The sequence below is a fragment of the Clostridium fessum genome (genome assembly GCF_003024715.1).
Taxonomy (GTDB): Bacteria; Bacillota; Clostridia; order Lachnospirales; family Lachnospiraceae; genus Otoolea; species Otoolea fessa.
On the sequence record NZ_PYLO01000002.1, the window covers coordinates 822,824 to 844,316 of the forward strand.

Here is a 21,493-nt window from a genome sequence, read left to right on the forward strand (position 1 = left end):
CACCCTCCAAAAAAGCCTTGATTTATGCGGGTTTGAAATGCCCTAAAGCGTGACATTTCTCCCTTTGTTTCCGCTTCCGTTTGGCGGCGTTTATCCGCTTCATGCGTCCGGCGCAGTCCGGGCAGTATTTCCCCCGGTTGGATTTTGGGAAGAAGAACGCCCCGCAGACAGCGCAGCGTTTCCGGCTTCCCCGGCGCAAGAGGGCGGCTTCCAGTGCTTCATCAAGGGGCAGGACAGCGGCGGTAAACCAGCGGCAGAGCAGCGAATAGCTGATACTCTGTACACACACGCAAGGCTCGCCGTCCTCCAACAGCAGGCAGTTCCCGCTGTCATAGTTGCAGCACTCATGCACAAGGCGGCGGGCTGCCCGGTACTGGCGGTAGTCCATGCGGGGGATATTACCGTTCATGGCTCTGCTCCTTTCTGCGCTGCGGCTCGCTCCGGCGTAAAATCTGGTCGATATTGCCCTTGACAGTCTGCAAGCGGCGGTACTCCTCCCGTTTTGCCCGGTAATCGTTGTAGCCGCTGTTTTTCTCTTTGATAAGGCTTTCAATCTCTGCTTGCAGGGATTTATAGCTCGGCAGCTTGGAAATGCCGTTCTCCCTGAAATAGCGGGCGGCTGCGTCTGCTATGATAAAGTCACTTTCATGCTTCTGACGGTAGGCTGCTTTTGCTTTGGCGTTTTTCTGCTGTTTCAGCCCGTCCCGGACAGGGCGGGTCTTGGAATAGGCAAGCACCTGCCGTTGCAGCTCCTTTTTCCCGTTCAGCGTCTTTTCCACCTGCTTCAACCACGCAAGGCTTTCCTGCATGGCGGCATAGGCGGCAGAACAGGCTTCGTCCAGTTCCTCCGGGGAGGAAAAGCCGTACTGCTGATAGGCGGTAACGGTAGCTGCCATTTGCTTTAGGTTGTGCTTTGCCGCCCAGCGGTCATAGCCCACGCCCTTGCCCTCGGCTCGCTTGGCTTCCCGGTCAACCATGCGCTGCAAGGTGTTGTCTGCCGGGGTGGTTTTTGCAGCTTTTTCCCCTTGTAACGGCTTTTTAACTGCGGCAGGGTATTCGGGTATGGCTTTGGTCTGTTCGGCAGCTCTGTGGGCGTTCTGCGTGAGCAGGGCAAGGACAGCAGCCTTGTCAAAATCGTCCCCCAGCTTTCGGGCTGTGATAGGCTTTGTCCTGTCCGGCGTGAGGTAGGAAAGCCGCCCCCGGCTCTCCTTGACGGTCACACCCTCCCGCAGCAAAAGGGAAGAAAACTCGTCAAAGCTGCCAGCTTGGGAAAGTGCCTGCCGTATCGTCCGGCGCAGCTTCGCCTTGTCCGTTTCAAACTTGGTGGGCTTGGTCGGCTGTCCGGCGGCTTCTCTGGCGGCGTTCTCTTTGTCAAGGGCAAGCTGCCCTTTCTTTGCCGCCCAGTATTCCCGTTCGGTTATCCGTTCCTTGCTGCCGTTCAAGAGGTCGATTTGGTAAAGCCCCTCCCGGTGGCACATTTCCATGACTTCGCTCTTGAAATATTCCATAGCGGCGTTGGTGCAGCGGTGCTTGCAGCCCTCCAGCGTGTCGGCTGGTCTGTCCATGTAGGGCAGAAGCGGGACTTCGTAAATCCGCAGGGAGTTGATGACGATATGCACATGGATATTCCCGCTGTGGTTATGCCCGTCCGGGTGGGTGCAGATTAGGGCTTGGTGTCCGGGGAAATGCTCCTTGCAGAACTGCTCGCCCAGCTCCTGCGCCCGGTCTACGGTCAAGCCGTTGTCTGTCCCGTCCCGTGGGTCAAAGCTGATGATATAGTGGTGGCTTTTCACATCTTCCCGTTTTTGGTTTTTCTCATAGCGGAGATTGGCTCGCATACAGGCAACAGCGAAATCCTCGCCCCCGCAGTTGAGGGAAGAAATGCGGTAATCCTCCCTCGGTATCAGCCGCCCGTTTTCATCAAGGGTGGCTTTCATGGTAAACTCGTCATGCTCAAATGTGAGATAGGCTTCCGCTGCGCCATAGTCGGCGTTTTTAGAGCTGATATGTTTGAATGTTGCCAACAGCGTCACCCACTTTCTGCAAGACTTCAAACTTTAGGGCAGCAAGGTCGGAAACCGCCGCCCGTACCTCCCCGGCAAGCTGCGGATAGGGACTGTGCCACTCGTTCAGCGTCCGGGCTATCTGGTTTAAGTTGCCGCCGATCCTCCCGTATTCGGCGGTCAGCTTCCCGACAGCGGCAAGCAGCTCGTCATTGATGGGGGAAACGGTTATGATGGGGCGTATGGCTGCCCCGGTTATGGCTTGCCGGATAAACTCGGCTTGGCTCATGTGGTAAGCAGAAAGCCGCTGGGCAAACTCGGCGTATTCTTCCTCGGTCATGCGTGTTTTGACTACCCGGCTGCGGTGCGGCGTGTTGTATCGTTTCATAGGTGGTTGACCTCCTTTCTGTGCGTGGTGTCCTCTCACTAATAGGAGAAAAACAGGGTGTGAAGCGGAACTGTTTTTGAAAAATCCGAAAAATATTTTGAGGGGTTTTTCAGCGGCGCAAGCCGCATAAGCAGGGTTTGGGGAAGGCACTCCCCAACAAGATTCCCGCAGGGGCAAAATGAGCGATAAGCGAATTTTGGCACCTCGGTAGAATCTTGCTCTAAGAAACTGCCGGCCTGCCGTTCACTTGCTACTGCCACTTTTTCAGAAAATCTATAACCAGCTTTTTTTATAAAAGGCTGCGGGCTGGCGTTTTTCCCTTACTCCCTACAAACCACAAAAGAGCAGAATGGACGGACTTTCCGGCAAGAACTTTTCCGGCGGCTCGGTCTTTCCCGACAATAAGGCGTTTCGGAAGCTGCGTTTTGCCCGCTGTCTGAAAAAAATGGCAGCCTTTTTTGGTTTCACTGTCTAATACGGAACTTTTGGAAATTTGCCAAAAATGGACGCAAAAAAAGCAGCAAATCTTTTTCGGATTTACTGCTTCATGTGCCGCTGCGGTGCGGCGGGATGGATATTCAGTTGAAATAAAAGAGGATGGTGGTACTTTAGTCTATCGACTCTTTACTAACTATTAGGTAATCTTGAAAGATTTTCCTTGAATTTATCTAAAGAATGTTCATTGTTTCCCGCAAAAATAAGTGGAATTGTATATTCATATGATATGCCATTTTCATAGTCCGATAATTGTATTTTTATAGTATCATCCCTCTCATCTTTAGGTGCTATATATATGAATGAATTTTTATTTATATCAGATATTTTCCCTTTTTCAGAAGAAACAGTATAACCCCAGTCTGTTAAATTTGTCTTTATTGTAACTTCTGTTTCTGTTTCTTTTCTAGTCTGCAATGCTGTTTTATCGATTTGGATATCAAAAGGAGTCGAACCTAACAATTCACTGTTTATATTTACAAGTTCTTCTCCATTTGTTTTAGAAATATTAGATTCATCTTCATAATTTTGTTGAGATTCATCTTTTGGTGTTTCTCTGTTACATCCTAATAAAAAGCATAAAATAATTAGTACTAATACAGAAAGTTGTTTTTTTTGCATTTATTTCTCCTTTCATATTATCAAAGAAAGCACTGAGAGTACTTTCAAGAAATTATGAAATATTCTCAATGCTTTCTATTTTTTGATTATAAACTTGCCGGTAATGATACTATGTTAATTTATCTCTTTCGCGTAACCTTTGTTGCAATATACACATGCACCATTCACCCATTTGTGAGACATTTCAATCGTCTCAACTTCATAAATGCTTACTTCTCCACAAATTAAACATTATTTGTAATTATATACATGACGTGTCGCACATTTATCCCAGTCATCATATATACCAGGCATTTCATCTTCATATCCATAGTACTGGGGAGAACCCCAACTATGAGTATGAGCGGCAAATACAGTCATTGGAGCAGCTACAATTCCAGCTACTACTGAAAGTGCTAAAATAGATTTTCTTAAATTCATAAGTTCCTCCCTTTCCTTAAAAATACATAGCTCTTTGTTACATTGTCATTTTAACATAATAATTGGTAAAATGCAATAATTTATTTTCTATTTACGAGAAAATACTGTGCATATTATCTTATTTAGGAATAGTTAAGGCGGCTACCTAAATCTTTTTATTACTTTACCGCACATGAGCATTTGCGCCGGGGTTATCGTTGCCGTAGCCCTCAAGCAGATTGATTGCACCCCAGATGCCAAGACCTGCGCCCAGAGCGATAACGAGAGTCTGAAGAACGGTTACTGCGCTATTGAAAAATGCCATAATATTTTCCTCCTAAAATTTGAAATTGTTTTGAGAATAGAAAAAGCCCTCCGTACTACCGGCATCAAAACCGGACGGAAGGCTTAGTTTACGAGAATCTTTTCAAGGAACTCCTCGACGGTTATCACGCCAAGTTTCTGTTCCATTCTGCTTCTTGCATATTCAGTTTCACAATCATATATATCACCACCACCTTTCATAAGAAACAGCCAATACATTGACTGCAACAAATCTTCACGAGAAGCACAGATTGTCGGTGAAAAAACGACAGGTGAAACCTTCAGAACCTCTGCGAGTTTCGCTGTGGTTTCTGCATTAGGGGTTCGAGCGTTTTTCTCATACTGAGCAATACGGACATCCGCTGTTTTCTCGGAATACCCCATCAGGAGTCCAAGCTCTTTCTGGGTAAGGCGGCGAAATCGTCTAACGAACTTCAATCGCTGCCCAATAGAGGTATCCGTGATCCACCAAGTCATTTTTTTTACACCTCGCTTTCTGCAAATTCTCGATATACAACCTCATTTTTTGCTCTGCGCTTGCCTACGGCTTCACTGGGAGCAAGGTCAGGGTAGGTTGCCTGCACTTTCTGTCTGCTTCTGCGGACAGTTTCAAACCCCGGAAAGCTGCGTCTATCCAGTTCCTTCAAAAACACAGGAACCGTCATGGCATGAATGTCGATGCCACGCAGACCGGAATAGTGTTCCAGTACCATCAGGTACAAATGATTGTCGGTATTTCTTGCCTTGTGGTCGTGTTCCAAGATGTTCTTAACCAGGGCAGATACCGTTTTCAGATTTTCCAAACAGAAACCTCCTTAATCCGCATCGACTACCACAAACTCATCACCTGCCTTGAGCTTCAACCTTCGACTCAGAAACTGCTCAATGTTGAACTCATTTCTCTTATCAAAGTCTGATGTGTACTTATAATTGGGGTGCTGCGTCAGATCGTACTTGTCAGAAAGAAACGGTCTGACACCACGCAACTGCAAAATACACTTGCTGCCATCCAGAACCGCAAGCTCATCTACGCTCGCAAGGTCTTTGCCTAACTTCTGATAATTCAAGCCGTAAGACGGGCTGTTACCTCTGGTGTTGGAGGTGTTGTAGGTGTCGATAGTTTCTTTTCCCAATGCCTGATTCAGTTCTTTGAGCGTGGTTGGCTCAGAACCACCCAGGAAAATTCGGGAATCCATGTTGCCGATGATGGTATCGGCATTGTCTTTATAAATGGCTTTCAGCTGTGATTGTGCCTGGAGAACAAGGCAAGCCGATATTTCACGGCTTCGGATTGTCGCTACCAGTTTTTCCAGATTGGGAATCTGACCGATGTTTGCCATCTCATCAATCAAGCAGCGCACATGAACCGGCAGTCTGCCGCCGTACACATCATCTGCTTTCTCGCACAACAAGTTGAACAGCTGTGTGTAAATCATGGAGATCAAAAAATTAAACGTCGCATCCGTATCTGACATAATCAGAAAGAGCGCCGTTTTCTTATCTCCGAGAGTATCCAACTGCAACTCGTCATAGGCAGTCACATCTCTGACCTCCTGAATATCAAAAGGAGCCAGACGAGCGCCGCAGGAAATCAAAATCGACTTAGCGGTCTTGCCAGAGACAAATTGTCAAGGACTTTTTAATCAAATTCACAAAAAATCCACAAAAAAGGTGCCAGAAGCACTGTATGGCTCCTGACACCTTGTTTGATAGATTACATTTTTCCGTTCAGCAGGTCTTTGCAGAGATACGCATAGTCTGGCAGCTGGTTGATATATGGCTCCCAGCGCCGCTTGATTTCGGCTAACTCCAGCGGGTCGGCTGCTTCCAGTGCATGATCGTTGCCAGTCATATATAAAACATCCGTAGCAACATCATCCAAACACTTGCCGCAGAGATCGGCGGCAGATTCTATCCTGATACCGGTATCCACATAGACTGGATTTACGCCAATCGTCAGCCAGACATAGCCCACCTTGTCCGACCAGAGCAATTCAAAATCAGGGCTTTGCCGCAGATGTTCCGCAAAGACTTCCTTTACTCGCTCAATTTCATGTTTCTCTTTTTCTGTGTAAAGCATTTTCATGTCCTCCTTGACAAAAATTTTGGTGCGTACCATCATCAGTTTAGCACAAGGCGGCTTAGTTTATCAGTCTGTCACATCTGCTGAATTTCATTTTTGAGCATACGCTTGATTTTATCGCTCATGGTTTCTGTGCTGGTATTGCTGAAATGGACATGAACCTTGTAGGTCGTCTTGCCGATTTTCTTTACCATCGCTGGCGTGTTTTCCGGCGCTCTGGCCGCAGCAGCGGCGTCTGCCATCTGCATAGTACGGGGTTCTTTGTTCATAGCGCTCCTTTCTCCGAACGGGTCTGTGCCGCCCGGTAAAAAATCAATCGTGCTTACTGTTTACAATGTCTTTTGCTGCCTGTCGGGTGACACCGGCATTTTCTTCCCGGAAATTCTTCCCGTCAAAGAGGATCGGCGCACACCGTTCCAAAATACGGTCATAGATACGGGCGTGGGCCAGATCAGGCGGATTTTTCAGCTCGGACAGTTTCAAGTTTGTTGTGATAATCATGGGTCTTCGGCTGCGATAGCGGCTGTCGATGACGAAAAACATCTGCTCCATAGCATATTCGGTACTGCGCTCTACACCCAGATCGTCAATGATAAGCAGGTCATATTCGTCAAAGCTGGCAATAAACTCTGACCTGTCCTCAGAGAACATCCCTGTCAGGCGGTTCAGAATGGTGGGGAAGTTCGTCATCAGCACCGGCACATCCTGGTCAAGTAGAGCGTTGGCAATACATCCGGCGAAAAAAGACTTGCCGGTTCCCACATCTCCAAACAGTAAAAGCCCGATATTGCTCTTATATGCCTCTTTCCAGTTCTCCACATAGGCATGAGCCTTGTCCATCAATGGGTTTTGCCTGTTATCATTGGAAAATGTGTAGTCGTACAGATAACGGTCTTGCAGGCCCTGTGCCTTTCGGCGTTTGATACGCTCCATGCGGCGCTGCCGTTCTTCAGCAGCCTTGCGCTGCTCCTCAGCCTCCCGCTGGCACTGGCAGATGCAGTGCGGCATAAAGTAGCCGGATTTCCCGAAGCATGGCACAACGGTCTGCCTCTGGCCGCCGCATTTCTTACAGTGAATGAGCCCGTCTGACGGGTCTATATACTCGTCCTCAGCCAATTCCACACCGGCAGCTGCCTTGTCGATGAATGCCCGGATTTCTGCGGTAATCTCAATCATACAGTTTCATCCTCCTTTACGCTGTAATCCCGGTTGCGTGAGGGTGTGACCGTTTTTTTAGCGTCCTCACCGGCCCAACGCCGGATGGTCGCTGCATGGCTCTGATAACGCTTGCCAGTAGAAGCCATGTACTCGGACAGCTTTTCGATGTACTGTTCCCATACAGCAGGAAAGCTGACCTGCAAGTCTGCCAGTTCTTCATCCGTCAGGAAAACATTCTGGTAACGGCCATAGGTGTGGGAAGGGTGCCCCGTTTCAGGGCGTACCTTCTCTATCTCTCTCTTTATCTCTATCTCTTTCTCTAACTCTATCTCTATCTCTGGTGGACGAATGTCGGACAAATGTCCGCCACTTGTCCGGAGCGCAGAAAGAGCCTTATTTTGAAGCCTTGCAGCCCGCTTTCGCTCGGCCTCGGTAGAGGACTGGCCTATTAAAAGTTCGATGTTGCTCATGTAGAATGTGCCGCTGTCCAGCACTTCCACAAGACCCAGCTTCAAAAAGATCTGCAAGGCTCTCTCCACAGTGCCGATCTGCTGGCGGGTAATGGTAGCGATCATCTGCGCTGTGTAAGGGATGTCCTCGTCAAGCTGGAGCCGCCCGCCATGTTTCAGCGATTTCAGGTACAGCTTGAGCAGAATGTTGGAATACAGCACACCGTCCTGCATACTTTCCAGCAGCACGATGGAATCATCATCAAAATAGTTTTCTTTGAGTTTCAGGTAATAATATTTTCGATTGTCTGACATAGGGTTCCTCCTTAGGGGTTCTTTTGGGATTCTGTACGCATTTTAAGGCTATTTTAGGGGTCAGAGGATAAATCTATCAGACTGCCTTTGACACCCTCAAAAAAAGCCTTGATTTACAAGGGTTTTTCAGCCCCTAAAGCGTGACATTTCTCCCGTTGTTTCCGCTTGCGCTTTGCGGCGTTAATCCGCTTCATGCGTGCGGCACATTCCGGGCAGTATTTAGCCCGGTTAGAACCGGGGGTAAACAGCGCCCCGCATACGGCGCATTTCTTAGCATTCAGCCGGTGGAACAGCGCCGTTTCCAGTTCCTTATCCTGCGGCAATACCGCCGCCCGAAACCACCTGCACAACAGGGAGTAGGAAATGGACTGGACACAGATACATTCCTCCCCATCGTCCAGGGCGATACAGTTTCCGGCAATGTAGTTGCAGCACTCATGCACCAGTTTCCGCGCTCTGCGGTACTGGCGGTAATCCATGACAGGGATAGGTTCAGTCTTGTTGTTCTTCATAAATGATTTCTTTCATAAAGCAGGTAACCTCCTTGAATGAATTTATTGTTAAATATTCGTGCAAAGTATTGTTTTCTTCGTGCAAATGGCATATACTATAATTGCCAGCAGAAAGGGGTTGATCGTATGGCTGGAAATACCACAAACATCAGTATCCGCATGGACGCAGATTTGAAAGCGCAGGCGGACGCACTGTTTACGGAACTTGGCATGAACCTGACTACGGCGTTTAACATCTTTGTGCGCCAGTCGCTTCGTGAAGGCGGCATTCCCTTTGAAGTAAGGCTGGAACAGCCGAACAAAGAAACGGTTGCTGCCATGCTGGAAGCGGAAAGGATTGCAAAAGACCCGTCTGTAAAGGGCTACAATGACCTTGACGAGTTATTTGCTGACCTGAAAAGATGAAAGAAACCAAATATACCGTCAAGTACACGACCAGTTTCAAAAAGGACTACAAACGAGCCATCAAGCGTGGCTTGAAGATTGAGCTGCTGGAGCAGGTCGTAGCATTGCTGGCAATGGGCGAACCGCTGCCGGATAAGAACCGTGACCATGACCTGTCCGGCGATTGGGCAGGTCATCGGGAATGTCATATTCTCCCGGACTGGCTGCTTGTCTATCGCATAGAGGATGATGTTCTGGTGCTGACGCTGGCCCGCACCGGCACACACAGCGACTTGTTCGGCAAATAAACAGTCTGCCGCCGTATGGGGAAACCTGTACGACGGTTTTTCTGTATGCAAAAGTATGTCGTGAAACGCGACGCACTTGACAGGGGTACGCCAAAACGCGGTAGCCTTTACCGCTCCGGCCCACGGTCGTGAGACTTGTCCCTTTCCTGTCGGGACAGCTGCTCGGCGGTTTTGCGGAGCCGTTCCACTGCTTTCAACTCCTCCCGCATGGATTTCATGGCAAGCGTGTCCGTCTGCTTTCCGGCGGCCAGCTGGTCGATTTCCCGCTGCCATGCCTTCGGGGTGATCCCCTCGCCGCTGTCTTTCAGTTCTTTCAGATACCGGGCTGCTGCATCATACAGGATCAGTTCCCGGCTGTGGCGCTGCTCAAACTGTTCCCGTTTTTCCGGTTTTACTTTGGCAAGCTGCTTGTGGATGGACTTGTACTGGTTGTACTGTTCCCACATCTCCCCGCGTTCGGTAAGAATGGCGATCCGGCGCTCAGCCTTGACGATCTTTCCCCGCAGGTCATAGTAACAGCTGTTCATATCAGCGATTTTTTCATGAAGCTGCTGCATAGACTGGATGCCGTTTACCTGCAAAAAGCTGAATAGTGCAGCGCTTTCCTGCAAAGCCCGGATTTTGCCGGTGCGGGTGCGGGGAGCGTTCAACTGCTGTTGGGCTTCCCACAAGGCGGTCAAGCTGCTTTGCTGCGTTTGTGGTTTTTCCGCTTCCGCTTTCGACCAGCGATAAAGACGGGTAATGCGAGCTTTGATTTCTTTCAGCAGCTTGTTGTCGGCGACGATCTGTCGGTTTACTTCCCCCTTGTCGGTGCGGATACCGCGCTTTTCCATTTGGCTGGCAGCTGGCCCCAGATGGACAGAGGGAATTTTATCAATGCCCTGCCGCTTGTAGCTGCGGTGGTCAATACGCTCCGGTCTACCGGCAGATTCCAGTGCCCGGTTGGTGTAGGCTGCCCACGCTGCCCGCCAAATCTCCACATTTCCTTTATCGTTCCAGTCGGTCGTATCCTCCCGATGATTTTTCCAGCCGCCTTTCCCATCCGGGATACGCTGTCCATTCTCGTCCAGATCGTATGCCTTGCGGCACTTTGCGCCCCACTGTCCATTTTCTTTCAACGGCCGGAGCGTCAGCATGATATGGACATGAGGGTTGCCGGTTCCCTTGTCATGGATAGCAAAGTCGGCGCACATTCCTTTGTCTACAAAGTTGTCCTTCACATAGGCACGCACAAGGGCAAGCTGTTGTTCGCCGGACAGTTCACGGGGTAAAGCTGCCTCAATCTCGCGGGCAAGCTGGCTGTCTCTTGCTTTCTCGATTTGCTCCACGCTGTTCCAGAGGATAGAACGGTCTGCAAATTCCGGCGGGGCGTGGGCAGGCAGCATGATCTCCGCATGGACAATGCCGCCTTTCCGGGTGTAGTCGTGGATCATTCCGTCCCATTCATTTGTCAGCTTGGTTCCACTGCGGTAAGCAGCTGCGGCAACGGCTGAACGGCCTGCGCTGCGCTTGATGATACTGACGGGGATATGACAGAAATCTATGGGGAACACCTCCTTTCAGTGAGGGGATAACAGGCTCTGTGGAGCCGGACAAACGCAAAGCGGGTGTTTGGCTGCGCAGAGCACACAAGGGGTTTGGGGAGCGTAGCTTCCCATCGCGGACGAAGTACGCAACGCCCCCGGCAGGGCGCACAGCACCGGCAACGGTGTATAAGTGCGCCCTTGTAAACAAGGGACTTATGGCATATCCCCGGATTTTGGCAGGTTTGCAGTCAATTCCACAGCCCCCGGAAGATAGGACAGGGCAATCAGAAATGCTTTGACCTCTGCGCCGGAAAGGCTGGAAGCCAGCGGGAAAATCCCCTCCAAAATGGCTCCGCGCTCAATCAGGCGGCGGGTGCGAACCCTGCGTTCTTCGTTTCGTTGCTTGTTCTCCAAAATCTTCTTGCGGTTTTCAAGCTGCCGGATCTCCTTCAGGACTTCCTGCCGTTCTTCTTTTGGGGGTTGGGCTGTAATTTTTTCGTTCATGTCATGCACCTCTTTTCTTTGGAAACGCTTATAGATTGACCGTCCATTTCTGACGCGCAAAGTACCGGCGCAGCCTCCGCAGTGCAGCGTGGATGGATTTTCCCGCCTGTGATGGTGTGATACCCTCCATTGCGGCAATATCTTTCACTTTCATACCCAGCATATAGCGGGCGTGGACACGGCGAGCCTGCATAGGCGGCAGGGAAGAAATGGCTTCATACAATCGCCGTATCAGTTCTTCGTATTCGGCTAATTCTTCTTTTTCTATCAGATGATCCTCCGGCGATGGCTGCGCCCAGCCGATTGCAGCATTTTCGATTCCATCGTTACAATCGAGGGAGTAAAACGCCTTATACCGGAACATCTTGCGTTCTCTGGCGGCCTCGGCTCTCTTATCCAGAAGAAACGCTTCGACGATCTCATCGGACACCTCCACAAAAATGTCCTCTTTGCAAAATGGATAATATTGTTTGAGATTGATGGTCTGCATAGGCACGCCCTCACTCTGTTTGAAAAAGGTCATCATAGCAGCGGCGCATATTCCGCAGACCCCGACGGATGGAAACGCTGACCTTGCTGCTGTGGACGCCCTCTCTCCGGGAGATTTCCGGCTGCTTGATACCGGCAATGTAGTAGGCGTGAACACGGCGGGCCTGTGTCGGAGTGGCATGAGCCAGAGCCACCGGCAGAGCTGCTATCAGGTGCAGGCGGGTGGTCATTTCTTCTCGTTCCAGCAAAATATCTTCCGGCGATCTGCTGTGTTCCAGTGCGTAATTTTCCAGCCAGCTGTATGCCTCTAGAGAGTAGTAGGCGCGGTGGTAGACTTTCCGACGCTCATAGTTCTCCATCTCCCGCTGGGCCTGATACATCGCTGCCCATACCTCGTCCGTAACATCCACAAACTCGTCATGCCGGTAGTGGGGATACATCCACCGCAGATTGATTGTTTTCATAGGCTTACCTCCTGAAAATCGGAGAGGCGGGCAGCTCGTCCGCTGTCCGCCCCTCGCTGAGATAAGGGAAATGATCCCTTTCACTTGGTAGCCAGAAAACAGGTCATTCGTTAAGCCTGCTCTCAAAGAAATTTATAAATTTTTTTCTGACCGCCTCCACACTTTGATACACAGCCACTTTGGAGCAGCCGCACAGCACACCGATCTCTGCAAGGCTCAGCCCGTCAAGCGCATAGAGCAGGAACCGGCGGCGCTGGGCCTCGGTACAGGTGTCCAGAACTGCCATCAGCTCATGTAGCGTTTCCATGCGGCAAAGGTATTCTTCCGGCGTTTCGCCGTAGGCTCCTACACCCTCGGTGGTAATGATGTACTCGTCAAACTCCCGGCCATCCCAATGCCGCCGCTGTTCATGGAACAGGTTCTCCGTTTTGTGATCTGCCCGATCAAGAAATTCATAGACTTCCAGCGTGACCTCCACGGCCACAGCTTGTCCGTTATAATTGATGGTAACTTCCATCTGTCCTTCCTCCATTCAGACTTTTTTGGGAAAATCTGAATGGGGTGGTGGGGCGCGGCACCGGGGATAAAGTTCGGGCCATGCTGACCCGATGTTCCGGCTCCATAGGGACAAAAAAGCGCCCGGACGGCATAAAGCCATACGAGCGTCATGGAATATATTTTGCTGTTTAATTACATGGTATAGTGCATACTTCTGACCGCATTGCTCCGCTGCTGGGAACAGGCTTTTTTTAGCTGGTGCAGGTCATGGGTACTGTGAAAAAAGGCAAACATAGACACGGCGGCATCCTCCTATGTGCCGCCGTGGATTTACACGGTGTTAGGTCGTCGTTGGTTTAGGATAAACGAAAAGAAACGGCGGCTCTGAAATCAAAGCCACCGCTTCATAGGCGCGTGGAAATGTGTCTGCTTTACGACGGCTTTTTTTCTTTTGCCGTCGTCCGGCAGAATGTTACTCCATATTCAATTCAATGCTTCCAGTGAAATTTTCACATTCAATGCCGATATAGTTTCCACCTTCAGGGAGTGTAATTGTATCACTATATGTTCCGGTTGTTTCAAGCAAAGTGACTTCTTCATCAGCTCCAGAAATCCAAAATACTTTTGCAGTTCCATCCGTAACCTCCAGCGCGCAGTCAATAGACAGATCCTTACCCGCTTCACGCTTTATGGAAGTTCCGCCGAACAAATACTCTGTATCTGAAAAATCCTCATAGTTGGCTGTATAGCTTCCTGTATAATCATCAATTCCTTTTTCTTTCGTACCTTGTAAGGATGAATTTCCGGTAAGTGCTATGGAACCAGCAGACTGAACAATATTGTTATACTGATCGAGAACTTCATCTTTTGTACAACCGGAAAGCACAGAAGCGCCCAACAGTATCAAGCATAATGATAGAACTATTTTCTTCACAGGTATCACCTTCCTTTCCTGCGTACAGCACGCTTTCCTTTTCCCTTGGAATTTGCCTGTTTACGGGATTTTATTTCTTTTTTGTTACTGGACATCAGTAACAACAGCACCGCCCAGAGAACCATGATGCCAACCCCAATGACTGCCAGCAAAGGATTCGGGGCTGTGGTTGTTCCGGCATATCCACTCATGTCAAAGCCCACTAAAATCAGCGCAGCAGAAAACGGATAGATGCTGGCAAGGATACCGCCTTTGAAGAACAGCATGCTATATCCAAGGAAAAACGCCAGAATGGAACCTCCCAGATATGCCCCTCGGATCTGCCCAAAAATCAAGATCAGCGGCATACAGACCAAATAGGTCGTCAGAGCTGCCAACACGATCTGTGTACCTCCATGAAAAAACACTTCCACTGTCAGTCCCGATAATCCAACCGTCAATCCAGTAATCAAGGTAACGCCAACGCTGTATATTCCCAGCAGGACTGCAAAAATCCCGACCCAAAAGAGCTTAGCTCCCAGCATTTTCGGCATGGAAACAGGAATTGTCATGATGTTTTTCAGCGTATCATGGGTGGATTCTCTGTCAATCAGCCAGCTGCCAATCATCACCAGTGAAATCGGAAAAAACATCTGCGTATTGCCCCAGACAACATTCTCAAACAGAGTGGAAAAATCATAGTTTGGATTTCGGTACTCCGCCTCCACAATCAGCTGGCTCCCATATTGCACCAACGGACAGAGTGCAAGCGCCACCAGCCCCACCCAAAGTATTTGGCACCGGCGTAGCTTGAGCAATTCTGCTTTTAATAAATTCCACATAATTACACCCCCTTAGATTTCCTGGCGCCGGTAAACCAACGCAATCAGCGCAAGAAATACAACGGCTTCCCCAACAATCACACCGAACACCTGAACACCATTCAGAAAATACGGACTGATCCGTTCCAACAAGTCTGCCAATTCCGCACTGGTCTGGCTTTGGTCATAAAATTGGAAGGTCCAGCGGAAAGCCAGCGGTCCCGGAAACAGGGTTCCGATATTCAAACCAAAAGGCTGTGTGAGGAACGCATCGCTCATCAAAAGGATATAATTTGCAGTCGTATAGAAAAAGGTAATCACGACCGACACGATATAGTTTTTATTAAGAAGAACAACGAGCAGGATACATGGAAGTGCGCCTACCCACATAATCAGCCCTTCTTCTATCCCAACGCCAAACAAGGTCCAAAACCCAACCGGCTCCCAGCCCTGAAACAGCAAAACCGCAAGATTTACCAATCCTCCAACTGCCATAAAGCCAACGGCAAACAATAGCAAAACCAGCATCTTGGACAGCACCAACTTGGTTCTGTTTATCGGTATGGTAACAAGGTTTTTTAGTGTGTCATTGTCCAGCTCCTCAAACAGCAGATTGGAAGCCAGTATCACAAGGAGCGGCATCAAAAGCAAATAAGCACTGAGCTGGAACAGGCTGGACATCACTCCATTTACAGCATCCACATCAGTGTTTACATCTGCCAGAAAGAAAGCATAAGCCAATGGCATGAAAACAGAAAGCAGCAGAGAAATAAATACCAAGGGCTTCCGTTTTAATTTCAAAAATTCGCATTTGATTAGTTTAAGCAATTCCTTCGCCCCCTGTCACACGCTTGAAGTAATCTTCAAGACTTTCTTCACAAGTATGCGCCTCCGATACCTCCAATCCGTTTTCTACAAAGGCAGTTACAATTTTCCCCACAGGCAGATCAAGGTTGTGCAGGCGCAGATTGTGGTCGTCCTGTATGGAAAAATGGTTTTCATGGAAATTGCGTTCCAAAATTCTTGCCGCCTGTGCAGTATCAGAGAGTGTAAACCGGATATGCTTACTGCTTTTTTGCTCCAGTTCAGCAAGGCTTTCTTCTTCCAGCAATGCGCCGTGGTCGATAATTCCAATATCGTCAGCCAGCAAGGAAATCTCCGAAAGAATGTGACTGGAAATCAAAATGGTTTTTCCTCTTGCGTCGCAAAGCTCCCGAATAAAGGAGCGTACTTCTGCAATACCGATAGGATCGAGACCGTTGATCGGCTCATCCAAAATTAAAAGTTCTGGATCGTGCATAACGGCAAGGGCGATGGCAAGCCGCTGCTTCATACCAAGAGAATACTGTGAAAAGAGCTTTTTATCTTTGTAAGGCAGTCCTACCAGATCCAGAGCATCTTTGATGGCATGATTGTTTGGTACGCCCCGCAGGGTAGCAAAGATACGCAGGTTCTCTGTGCCGGTCAGATTGGGATAAAAGCCGGGAGACTCAATCAAGCTACCAATACGGGGCAGCAATTTCTTTTCATTCCCCTGCAAGGGTTTCCCCCAGATTTTGACCTCCCCGGAAGTCGGCTTCGTTAAGCCCAACAGCATTTTCATGGTAGTGGTTTTTCCGGCTCCGTTTCTGCCCAGCAGACCATAAATTCTCCCACGCTTCACATGGATATTTAAGTCAGCCACACTCTTTTGTGAGCCATATTGCTTCGTCAGATTTTTTGTTTCAATGATGTAATTTGTATCCATATTCAAAACCTCCTGTTCTGTAAGGTATTCTATCACGCCAACCTTGCATTAACCTTGCCGCAACCTTGCATTAACCTTGCAATTTGAAATCCGGCAAAAATGACAAAGGTTCCCGCCATAAAGACGGGAACCCGCTTAAATCTCCAAAGGAAAAAGCAACATAAATTCAGTTCCTTCTCCCGGAAAGCTTTCAACTGTTATGCTTCCACCCATCTTTTCTACAAGCTGATGGACAATAGAAAGACCAAGTCCGCTTCCTTTTTCGGAGCGTCCTTTATCACACTTATAAAGCCGTTCAAATATGTGTTTCAAATCGTCTTTCTCAATTCCTACTCCATTATCCGCCAGCAGCAGCTCCATGTTATTTTCCTTCTTTGACAGGACAATTTTGATTTTGTCTGCATGGCTGTGAGCGATTACATTTTGAATGAGATTGTTGACGATCCTCATATAGCTGTCCATATCCAATCTTACCCGGACAGGCTGTTCGGGAATATCAATGTCATAATCAACCTGTTTATCCTCAAAAATCGGTATCCAGTCAATCAGGATATTTCTTGTCAGCTCTGCGGCCTCAACGCTCTGGATTTCCAAAGCAAACTCATTGGAATTTAACTTGAACCAGTCAAAGAGCACATCAATATATTCTTTCAGATCATGGGCTTTCCGTCGGGCGGTTTCAATATAATCATCCCGGTCTTTTCCTGTGACCAGTCCTTTGTGTGCAGCGTCAAGATACCCAATCAGAGTGGTAAGGGGTGTCCGAACATCATGGGAAAGGCTCGTCATAAGCTGGCGGTTGGTTTCTTCTGTCTGCCGTACAGTTGAAAGTCTGCTTTCATAGGACACAACAATCTCATTGATTTCATAGGCAAGAGGTGCTGTCAATTCATTTGTTGCAGACAGAATACGCCGGTTGCCATTTCCGTTTTTCACATCAACCAGCACATCGGTCATTTCTGCGATTTGTTTTTTTACGCGCCGAACGAGAACGATGGAAGTCAGCACAGCCACAACAGCAATCACAATGGACAAGAAAACGATGATTTCCATATTGGCTATACCTCCTTATTAAAGCGGTAGCCAATCCCTTTGACCGTTTGGATATACTTTGGGCTTGAAGGATTGACTTCTAATTTTTTACGAAGCCGGCTGATAATCGCCATAATGTTACTGTCATCATAGAAATATTCTTCGCCCCAAACTTCCTCATAAATCTGCTGTTTTGTCAAAATTTTTCCTTGATGCTTTGCGCAGTACAGGAGCAGATCAAATTCCTTTGGTGGAAGTTCAAAAGTGCCATTTTCCGTCGTAACAGAACGATTTTCAAGGTCAATTTGCAATCCATCAAAATCCAGTTTTTGCACAGCTCCGGCTTGATGATTAAAGCGGGTGTAGCGGCGAATGAGGGACGCAATACGGGCAATCAGTTCGTCCATATCAAACGGTTTTGTCAGATAATCGTCCGCCCCGGCCCGTAAGCCCCGCACTTTAGAAATGCTGTCATTTTTGGATGTAAACATCAAAATCGGCAGGCTGTTCTCTTTGCGGATTTCTTCCAGCGTTTCAAAGCCATCCATACCGGGCATCATCACATCCAGCACCACAAGCTGATACTCCTGCTCTTTTAATTTCTGCAAGCCCTCTTTTCCGGTATTACAAAAATCGGCTTCTATATGTTCCGATTGTACGCTGCGTTTAATCAAAGCGCACAGTTCTCTGTCATCATCTATAATCAAAATTTTATTCATGGCGTAGTTCCTTTCCTTGTTTTGTCCGGCCATCAAGCGGCTTCTCCGCAGTTTTAGGGAGCAGCCAAACACCGGCCATTTTCACAGCGCCGGGGATACGCCCACCGGCACAATAATAATTTACCCTACGAGGTGTCACGCCCCATTTCTCGGCGGCCTCTTTCAATGTCATATAGTCCATTTCGCACCTCCACAGAGTACATTATAGTTCTCTTTCTCGAACAATGCAAGAAACGGAATGTGAATTATAAACTTCAACCAACCTGCATATAGCAACATTCCACAGGCAAAGTATGAATTATACAATGTAACTGGGTGATGTTATATGGCGAAAGTTGAAGATTGTCCCGGTTTTGAAACCTTCGGCGCAGATGTCAAAGCCGCACGAGAGGCAAAGCGTCTGGCACGAAAAACATTGGCAGAAATGGTTGGGATTGAATGGCGGTATCTTGCCAACATTGAGAATCAAGGTGCGATTCCGAGCCTGCCTGTGATGATCCAGTTGATTAAGGTCTGCGGACTTCCCGTGGAACGGTATTTTAACCCGGAGATCATGCGGGAAGAAAGCGAACAGCGGCAACGAGTCAGCCACAAGCTGAAGCTTTGCCCTGAAGAATACCTGCCGATTATCGAAGGTGCCATAGACGGGGCGCTCAAAATGGAACAGACTGCGAAGCAGAAGGAGGACGCATAATCGCGGCCTCCTTCTGGCGTTTCTATATCAAGTTTCCCGGCACTTTTCCCAAAGTTCCCGGCACCTCTGCTGGATTTCTCCGGTTTCTGTCACAGTCAGATCGCGGTCATTTCCGGTAATCTTATCTTCCAGAAAGTTGGCGTATGTATCCAGCAAGGCGTTTCGCAAATCCTCCGGAGTTTTCTGTATTTCGGCGCTGTACCAGTCATTCCGGTGAGGTTCCCATGCCATCAATGTATAACCGTGGCTGGTCTGCACCACCTCATACAGAGGATCATCATCCAGATATGCCTGAAACACTTCCAGAACCTTTTCAAAGGTCAGCATTTCCCACACCTCCCATTCAACTGCAAATCAGTTCCCTGATTAAAATTTCCTCAATCTGTGCCGTTAATGTGTTCATCAGTCCTACCCAGCGCATAGGATCACAGGCTTTCAGTTCCTCAGTGACACCCGCAGCCTCCATCATGTGAGGCAACATGGTGTCCACGCGCTCCTGCGCTGTCCAATCAATCTCTAACAGGTGCGGATACAGTTTCTCGCTCATCAGCAGTTGGTTGTAGAGAATAGGACGGTGTTCCTTCAGGTAGGACTTTCGCATCCTGCCGTACTTGCCGATAGAAGTTTCCGGCTGTTCAGAAAGTTTTAGGTTGGGTATATCATAATCTCCACAACGAATGTAAGTCAACTTACTCATATTCATGCTCCTTTGCTCCGTGATGATTAGACTGCTGCGCTGGCTGCTATGCTGCCTTTGCGCGGTTCTTCTTTTGGTAGCTGCCCGATAGTAGAAAAAACACCTTTTTTCATATCCTCAGCCCGGATCAGGGCTTTCTTAGCGTCCATTTCCGCTTTTTTCTTCGCCTTGATTTTGTCCTCATACCGTTTCTGTGCGCCGCTGGCTTTCCGCTTCAAATAGTTCTGATGGAGCCTGTCCTTGCGTTCTTCTCTTTTCCGCAATTCTTCCTGTTCCTCTGGGGTTAAAGGAACCGGCTGTAAGGATGGTGGAATATAGCGTCCTAAAAAATTAAAGTAGATTTCAATTTCCTGCGTGGTATCCTGACTGCCTTTTCGGGAGCGTTCATGGACAAGGATTTTCTCTACAAACTCGTTGAGCATGGTATTTGTCAGCGTGTCAAAATTCTCGTACTTATCAATCAGGGCTATAAATTTCTCTGCTGATTTCTGGCTCTGCTCATAGCCGGTAACAGCCTTTTCCAACTCCGCAATTTCAATCTCAAGTGCGTCCTGCTCTTTGGCATACTGTGCATCAAGCGCCTTATATCGTGTATCCGGCAGCTTGCCGAGGGCGTTATCCTCATAGATTTTGCAAATCAGTTTTTCCAGTTCTCCGGCTCTCTTTTGGGCAGTAGCCAGATGCCTGCGCTTTTTCGATATATCGGCACTCTGTTGAGCAACCTGCGTCTCCTGAACAGTGTGAATAAATTCCGTCCGGTCATTTCTCGAATATTCAGCGATAGCCCGGAGTGTGTCGGAAACCAATGTCAGAACAGCACTCTCATTGATACGATGTTGTGTAGGGCATAGTGTCCCACACGGAACTTTGGTATAATTGGAACAGGTATATTGAGAAATCCGCTTGCCATTGTTGGTGCGGTGTACATACATCTTACCGCCGCAATCGGCACAATAGAGTAAGCCTGTGAGGGGAGCTGCTTCGCCCCAGCCGTTTGGATAACGCCGTACATTGCTGCGGATTTTCTGCACCAGATCAAAGGTCTGCTGGTCGATAATGGCTTCATGGGTATTCTCAAAGATCGTCCACTCGTCCTCAGAAACATAGTGGCTTTTCTTGTCCTTAAAGTGCTTGCGGGTCTTGAAATTGATGGTGTGCCCCAAATACTCTCGTTTTTTCAAAATGTTCACGATGGTAGATGATCCCCATCCATAGGGGTCTTTGACCGGCTTTGAACGGTTCACACCCTCGTTGAAGCGAGCAAGGTGTACGACAGGAATTTCAATCCGGTCTGCGGATAATTTGTAGGCAATCTGATAAGGCCCATATCCCTCCAGCGTAAGGGAAAAGATACGGCGTACCACTTCGGCGGCTTCCTCATCTACCAGCCAATGTTCCCGGTTTTCATCCCACAAGTAGCCGTAAATCACGGTGCCTGTCAGGTGCTTACCGCTCATGCCTTTTGACTTAAACACAGAGCGGATTTTCCGGCTGGTATCACGGGCGTAAAATTCATTCATGATGTTGCGGAACGGGGTAAAATCGTCATCACCTTTCAGACTGTCCACACCATCATTGATCGCAATCAGCCGAACTCCGCGCTGCCGCAAAACCTCCATAACTTGACCGACCTTTAGATAGTCGCGCCCCAACCGGCTCATGTCCTTGATGACGATTGCCTCTACACGCCCTGCCTCCACTTCCTCCATCATCGCCAAAAATCCGGGACGGTCAAAACGGGTACCTGAGATACCATCATCGGTAAAGTGCGTAGGGTTTGGCAGCCCATTCCGGCGGGCAAAATCCTCTAACATCTGCTTTTGATTGGAAATGGAATTGCTCTCGCCCTGTAACTCATCGTCCCGGCTCAGGCGCTCGTACAGTGGGGTAATTTTTTCGTTTCTCATAGCTGTACCTCCTGAAACAAAAATGCTCTAAGTGATTGCTTCA

30 protein-coding genes and 2 pseudogenes are annotated in these 21,493 nt (G+C 48.5%); 3 read left to right on the top strand and 29 right to left on the bottom strand.

All coding sequences use genetic code 11. The features are described from left to right. Nucleotides 1–22: 22 nt before the first annotated feature. The 14 genes and pseudogenes from C7U56_RS08965 to C7U56_RS09035 all read right to left on the bottom strand — a co-directional run bounded on the left by C7U56_RS08965 (nucleotide 23) and on the right by C7U56_RS09035 (nucleotide 8,747). On the bottom strand, nucleotides 23–409 hold the full coding sequence (locus C7U56_RS08965; protein ID WP_002594234.1) for a cysteine-rich VLP domain-containing protein: 387 nt from the start codon (nucleotides 407–409) through the stop codon (nucleotides 23–25). Further along, nucleotides 399–2,024 (bottom strand): relaxase/mobilization nuclease domain-containing protein, encoded by a 1,626-nt coding sequence (locus tag C7U56_RS08970; RefSeq protein ID WP_002594235.1) that lies wholly within the window; start codon nucleotides 2,022–2,024, stop codon nucleotides 399–401. The genes C7U56_RS08965 and C7U56_RS08970 overlap by 11 nt, the downstream gene beginning before the upstream one ends. Further along, a complete protein-coding gene (locus C7U56_RS08975; RefSeq protein ID WP_002594236.1) occupies nucleotides 1,996–2,391 on the bottom strand; it encodes a plasmid mobilization protein in 396 nt (131 codons plus the stop codon). Before C7U56_RS08975 ends, C7U56_RS08970 begins: the two co-directional genes overlap by 29 nt. Before the next feature lie 627 nt (nucleotides 2,392–3,018). After that, nucleotides 3,019–3,507, bottom strand: a complete 489-nt coding sequence (locus tag C7U56_RS08985; protein ID WP_002569239.1) for a hypothetical protein — start codon at nucleotides 3,505–3,507, stop codon at nucleotides 3,019–3,021. Nucleotides 3,508–3,738: 231 nt separating this feature from the next. Beyond that, entirely contained in the window at nucleotides 3,739–3,927 is a 189-nt protein-coding gene (locus C7U56_RS15970; RefSeq protein WP_233430224.1) for a hypothetical protein, read from the bottom strand. A 175-nt stretch (nucleotides 3,928–4,102) separates the two neighbouring features. Beyond that, nucleotides 4,103–4,231, bottom strand: a pseudogene (locus tag C7U56_RS08995) (Maff2 family mobile element protein); the annotation flags it as partial. 83 nt (nucleotides 4,232–4,314) lie between these two features. Continuing rightward, entirely contained in the window at nucleotides 4,315–4,707 is a 393-nt protein-coding gene (locus C7U56_RS09000; protein WP_002304334.1) for a helix-turn-helix domain-containing protein, read from the bottom strand. A 5-nt stretch (nucleotides 4,708–4,712) separates the two neighbouring features. Then, nucleotides 4,713–5,033 carry a hypothetical protein gene (locus C7U56_RS09005; protein WP_002304332.1) on the bottom strand — a complete coding sequence of 107 codons (321 nt, stop codon included), beginning with the start codon at nucleotides 5,031–5,033 and terminating at the stop codon, nucleotides 4,713–4,715. A gap of 12 nt (nucleotides 5,034–5,045) precedes the next feature. Beyond that, nucleotides 5,046–5,858, bottom strand: a pseudogene (locus C7U56_RS09010) (VirD4-like conjugal transfer protein, CD1115 family); the annotation flags it as partial. Between the two features lie 86 nt (nucleotides 5,859–5,944). Beyond that, nucleotides 5,945–6,310 carry a hypothetical protein gene (locus C7U56_RS09015; RefSeq protein ID WP_107000946.1) on the bottom strand — a complete coding sequence of 122 codons (366 nt, stop codon included), beginning with the start codon at nucleotides 6,308–6,310 and terminating at the stop codon, nucleotides 5,945–5,947. 77 nt (nucleotides 6,311–6,387) lie between these two features. Next, nucleotides 6,388–6,561, bottom strand: a complete 174-nt coding sequence (locus C7U56_RS09020; RefSeq protein WP_015521917.1) for a transposon-encoded TnpW family protein — start codon at nucleotides 6,559–6,561, stop codon at nucleotides 6,388–6,390. Nucleotides 6,562–6,625: 64 nt separating this feature from the next. Continuing rightward, on the bottom strand, nucleotides 6,626–7,489 hold the full coding sequence (locus C7U56_RS09025) for an ATP-binding protein (RefSeq protein WP_005933545.1): 864 nt from the start codon (nucleotides 7,487–7,489) through the stop codon (nucleotides 6,626–6,628). After that, nucleotides 7,486–8,235, bottom strand: coding sequence for a phage replisome organizer N-terminal domain-containing protein (locus tag C7U56_RS09030; RefSeq protein ID WP_005933547.1), 750 nt, complete (start codon nucleotides 8,233–8,235; stop codon nucleotides 7,486–7,488). Before C7U56_RS09030 ends, C7U56_RS09025 begins: the two co-directional genes overlap by 4 nt. A 113-nt stretch (nucleotides 8,236–8,348) precedes the next feature. Next, complete coding sequence (locus tag C7U56_RS09035; RefSeq protein ID WP_005933550.1) at nucleotides 8,349–8,747, bottom strand: cysteine-rich VLP domain-containing protein; 399 nt, start codon at nucleotides 8,745–8,747, stop codon at nucleotides 8,349–8,351. Between the two features lie 126 nt (nucleotides 8,748–8,873). Between C7U56_RS09035 and C7U56_RS09040 the strand changes: the two genes are divergently transcribed. Both C7U56_RS09040 and C7U56_RS09045 read left to right on the top strand, forming a co-directional pair. Further along, a complete protein-coding gene (locus C7U56_RS09040) occupies nucleotides 8,874–9,152 on the top strand; it encodes a type II toxin-antitoxin system RelB/DinJ family antitoxin (protein ID WP_005924829.1) in 279 nt (92 codons plus the stop codon). After that, nucleotides 9,149–9,439: a type II toxin-antitoxin system YafQ family toxin gene (locus C7U56_RS09045; protein ID WP_002596328.1), complete on the top strand. Its 291-nt coding sequence runs from the start codon at nucleotides 9,149–9,151 to the stop codon at nucleotides 9,437–9,439. Before C7U56_RS09040 ends, C7U56_RS09045 begins: the two co-directional genes overlap by 4 nt. A 107-nt stretch (nucleotides 9,440–9,546) precedes the next feature. Here the strand turns inward: C7U56_RS09045 and mobQ are convergent, their stop codons facing one another. From mobQ to C7U56_RS09105, 12 genes are all read right to left on the bottom strand, one after another. After that, nucleotides 9,547–10,992 (bottom strand): MobQ family relaxase, encoded by a 1,446-nt coding sequence (gene mobQ / locus C7U56_RS09050; RefSeq protein WP_007037415.1) that lies wholly within the window; start codon nucleotides 10,990–10,992, stop codon nucleotides 9,547–9,549. A gap of 186 nt (nucleotides 10,993–11,178) precedes the next feature. Continuing rightward, entirely contained in the window at nucleotides 11,179–11,469 is a 291-nt protein-coding gene (locus C7U56_RS09055; RefSeq protein WP_107000947.1) for a DUF3847 domain-containing protein, read from the bottom strand. Between the two features lie 28 nt (nucleotides 11,470–11,497). Then, on the bottom strand, nucleotides 11,498–11,959 hold the full coding sequence (locus C7U56_RS09060; RefSeq protein WP_035394327.1) for an RNA polymerase sigma factor: 462 nt from the start codon (nucleotides 11,957–11,959) through the stop codon (nucleotides 11,498–11,500). 10 nt (nucleotides 11,960–11,969) lie between these two features. Beyond that, entirely contained in the window at nucleotides 11,970–12,422 is a 453-nt protein-coding gene (locus C7U56_RS09065) for a hypothetical protein (protein ID WP_005933558.1), read from the bottom strand. Nucleotides 12,423–12,525: 103 nt separating this feature from the next. Continuing rightward, nucleotides 12,526–12,939, bottom strand: a complete 414-nt coding sequence (locus C7U56_RS09070) for an RNA polymerase sigma factor (RefSeq protein ID WP_035394329.1) — start codon at nucleotides 12,937–12,939, stop codon at nucleotides 12,526–12,528. A 453-nt stretch (nucleotides 12,940–13,392) separates the two neighbouring features. Then, a complete protein-coding gene (locus tag C7U56_RS09075) occupies nucleotides 13,393–13,854 on the bottom strand; it encodes a hypothetical protein (protein WP_038259777.1) in 462 nt (153 codons plus the stop codon). Nucleotides 13,855–13,859: 5 nt separating this feature from the next. Next, the gene (locus C7U56_RS09080) at nucleotides 13,860–14,675 is read right to left on the bottom strand and encodes an ABC transporter permease (protein WP_002596321.1); all 816 of its coding nucleotides are present in this window, start codon (nucleotides 14,673–14,675) and stop codon (nucleotides 13,860–13,862) included. Nucleotides 14,676–14,687: 12 nt separating this feature from the next. Next, complete coding sequence (locus C7U56_RS09085) at nucleotides 14,688–15,482, bottom strand: ABC transporter permease (RefSeq protein ID WP_107000948.1); 795 nt, start codon at nucleotides 15,480–15,482, stop codon at nucleotides 14,688–14,690. Then, the gene (locus C7U56_RS09090) at nucleotides 15,475–16,401 is read right to left on the bottom strand and encodes an ABC transporter ATP-binding protein (protein ID WP_002594743.1); all 927 of its coding nucleotides are present in this window, start codon (nucleotides 16,399–16,401) and stop codon (nucleotides 15,475–15,477) included. The genes C7U56_RS09085 and C7U56_RS09090 overlap by 8 nt, the downstream gene beginning before the upstream one ends. A gap of 135 nt (nucleotides 16,402–16,536) precedes the next feature. Continuing rightward, entirely contained in the window at nucleotides 16,537–17,454 is a 918-nt protein-coding gene (locus C7U56_RS09095) for a sensor histidine kinase (RefSeq protein ID WP_002596319.1), read from the bottom strand. A 5-nt stretch (nucleotides 17,455–17,459) separates the two neighbouring features. Next, nucleotides 17,460–18,152: a response regulator transcription factor gene (locus tag C7U56_RS09100; RefSeq protein ID WP_007037412.1), complete on the bottom strand. Its 693-nt coding sequence runs from the start codon at nucleotides 18,150–18,152 to the stop codon at nucleotides 17,460–17,462. Continuing rightward, nucleotides 18,145–18,333: a helix-turn-helix domain-containing protein gene (locus tag C7U56_RS09105; protein ID WP_005933662.1), complete on the bottom strand. Its 189-nt coding sequence runs from the start codon at nucleotides 18,331–18,333 to the stop codon at nucleotides 18,145–18,147. Before C7U56_RS09105 ends, C7U56_RS09100 begins: the two co-directional genes overlap by 8 nt. 144 nt (nucleotides 18,334–18,477) lie before the next feature. On the opposite strand from C7U56_RS09105, the gene C7U56_RS09110 reads away from it, so the two are divergent. Beyond that, complete coding sequence (locus tag C7U56_RS09110) at nucleotides 18,478–18,846, top strand: helix-turn-helix transcriptional regulator (RefSeq protein WP_005933665.1); 369 nt, start codon at nucleotides 18,478–18,480, stop codon at nucleotides 18,844–18,846. 27 nt (nucleotides 18,847–18,873) lie between these two features. On the opposite strand, the gene C7U56_RS09115 is transcribed toward C7U56_RS09110, so the two are convergent. Genes C7U56_RS09115 through C7U56_RS15975 form a run of 3 tightly spaced genes read right to left on the bottom strand, consistent with a single transcriptional unit; the run spans nucleotide 18,874 to nucleotide 21,450 of the window. After that, nucleotides 18,874–19,173, bottom strand: a complete 300-nt coding sequence (locus tag C7U56_RS09115; RefSeq protein ID WP_005933668.1) for a hypothetical protein — start codon at nucleotides 19,171–19,173, stop codon at nucleotides 18,874–18,876. A gap of 16 nt (nucleotides 19,174–19,189) precedes the next feature. After that, nucleotides 19,190–19,543, bottom strand: a complete 354-nt coding sequence (locus tag C7U56_RS09120; RefSeq protein WP_035394338.1) for a TnpV protein — start codon at nucleotides 19,541–19,543, stop codon at nucleotides 19,190–19,192. A gap of 26 nt (nucleotides 19,544–19,569) precedes the next feature. Next, entirely contained in the window at nucleotides 19,570–21,450 is a 1,881-nt protein-coding gene (locus C7U56_RS15975) for a DUF4368 domain-containing protein (RefSeq protein ID WP_233430225.1), read from the bottom strand. Nucleotides 21,451–21,493: the final 43 nt, after the last annotated feature.

Excerpts from the sequence above, each read along its gene's own strand:
- C7U56_RS15970 (WP_233430224.1), bottom strand. The coding sequence starts at position 3,927 with ATGAATTTAAGAAAATCTATTTTAGCACTTTCAGTAGTAGCTGGAATT.
- C7U56_RS09035 (WP_005933550.1), bottom strand. The coding sequence starts at position 8,747 with ATGAAGAACAACAAGACTGAACCTATCCCTGTCATGGATTACCGCCAG.
- C7U56_RS09095 (WP_002596319.1), bottom strand. The coding sequence starts at position 17,454 with ATGGAAATCATCGTTTTCTTGTCCATTGTGATTGCTGTTGTGGCTGTG.
- C7U56_RS09060 (WP_035394327.1), bottom strand. The coding sequence starts at position 11,959 with ATGCAGACCATCAATCTCAAACAATATTATCCATTTTGCAAAGAGGAC.
- C7U56_RS09015 (WP_107000946.1), bottom strand. The coding sequence starts at position 6,310 with ATGCTTTACACAGAAAAAGAGAAACATGAAATTGAGCGAGTAAAGGAA.
- C7U56_RS08985 (WP_002569239.1), bottom strand. The coding sequence starts at position 3,507 with ATGCAAAAAAAACAACTTTCTGTATTAGTACTAATTATTTTATGCTTT.
- C7U56_RS09065 (WP_005933558.1), bottom strand. The coding sequence starts at position 12,422 with ATGAAAACAATCAATCTGCGGTGGATGTATCCCCACTACCGGCATGAC.
- C7U56_RS15975 (WP_233430225.1), bottom strand. The coding sequence starts at position 21,450 with ATGAGAAACGAAAAAATTACCCCACTGTACGAGCGCCTGAGCCGGGAC.
- C7U56_RS09000 (WP_002304334.1), bottom strand. The coding sequence starts at position 4,707 with ATGACTTGGTGGATCACGGATACCTCTATTGGGCAGCGATTGAAGTTC.
- C7U56_RS09080 (WP_002596321.1), bottom strand. The coding sequence starts at position 14,675 with ATGTGGAATTTATTAAAAGCAGAATTGCTCAAGCTACGCCGGTGCCAA.
- C7U56_RS09115 (WP_005933668.1), bottom strand. The coding sequence starts at position 19,173 with ATGCTGACCTTTGAAAAGGTTCTGGAAGTGTTTCAGGCATATCTGGAT.
- C7U56_RS08965 (WP_002594234.1), bottom strand. The coding sequence starts at position 409 with ATGAACGGTAATATCCCCCGCATGGACTACCGCCAGTACCGGGCAGCC.
- C7U56_RS09040 (WP_005924829.1), top strand. The coding sequence starts at position 8,874 with ATGGCTGGAAATACCACAAACATCAGTATCCGCATGGACGCAGATTTG.
- C7U56_RS09025 (WP_005933545.1), bottom strand. The coding sequence starts at position 7,489 with ATGATTGAGATTACCGCAGAAATCCGGGCATTCATCGACAAGGCAGCT.
- C7U56_RS09100 (WP_007037412.1), bottom strand. The coding sequence starts at position 18,152 with ATGAATAAAATTTTGATTATAGATGATGACAGAGAACTGTGCGCTTTG.
- C7U56_RS08975 (WP_002594236.1), bottom strand. The coding sequence starts at position 2,391 with ATGAAACGATACAACACGCCGCACCGCAGCCGGGTAGTCAAAACACGC.
- C7U56_RS09110 (WP_005933665.1), top strand. The coding sequence starts at position 18,478 with ATGGCGAAAGTTGAAGATTGTCCCGGTTTTGAAACCTTCGGCGCAGAT.
- C7U56_RS09070 (WP_035394329.1), bottom strand. The coding sequence starts at position 12,939 with ATGGAAGTTACCATCAATTATAACGGACAAGCTGTGGCCGTGGAGGTC.
- C7U56_RS09030 (WP_005933547.1), bottom strand. The coding sequence starts at position 8,235 with ATGTCAGACAATCGAAAATATTATTACCTGAAACTCAAAGAAAACTAT.
- C7U56_RS09045 (WP_002596328.1), top strand. The coding sequence starts at position 9,149 with ATGAAAGAAACCAAATATACCGTCAAGTACACGACCAGTTTCAAAAAG.
- C7U56_RS09105 (WP_005933662.1), bottom strand. The coding sequence starts at position 18,333 with ATGGACTATATGACATTGAAAGAGGCCGCCGAGAAATGGGGCGTGACA.
- C7U56_RS09055 (WP_107000947.1), bottom strand. The coding sequence starts at position 11,469 with ATGAACGAAAAAATTACAGCCCAACCCCCAAAAGAAGAACGGCAGGAA.
- C7U56_RS09120 (WP_035394338.1), bottom strand. The coding sequence starts at position 19,543 with ATGAGTAAGTTGACTTACATTCGTTGTGGAGATTATGATATACCCAAC.
- C7U56_RS09090 (WP_002594743.1), bottom strand. The coding sequence starts at position 16,401 with ATGGATACAAATTACATCATTGAAACAAAAAATCTGACGAAGCAATAT.
- C7U56_RS09020 (WP_015521917.1), bottom strand. The coding sequence starts at position 6,561 with ATGCAGATGGCAGACGCCGCTGCTGCGGCCAGAGCGCCGGAAAACACG.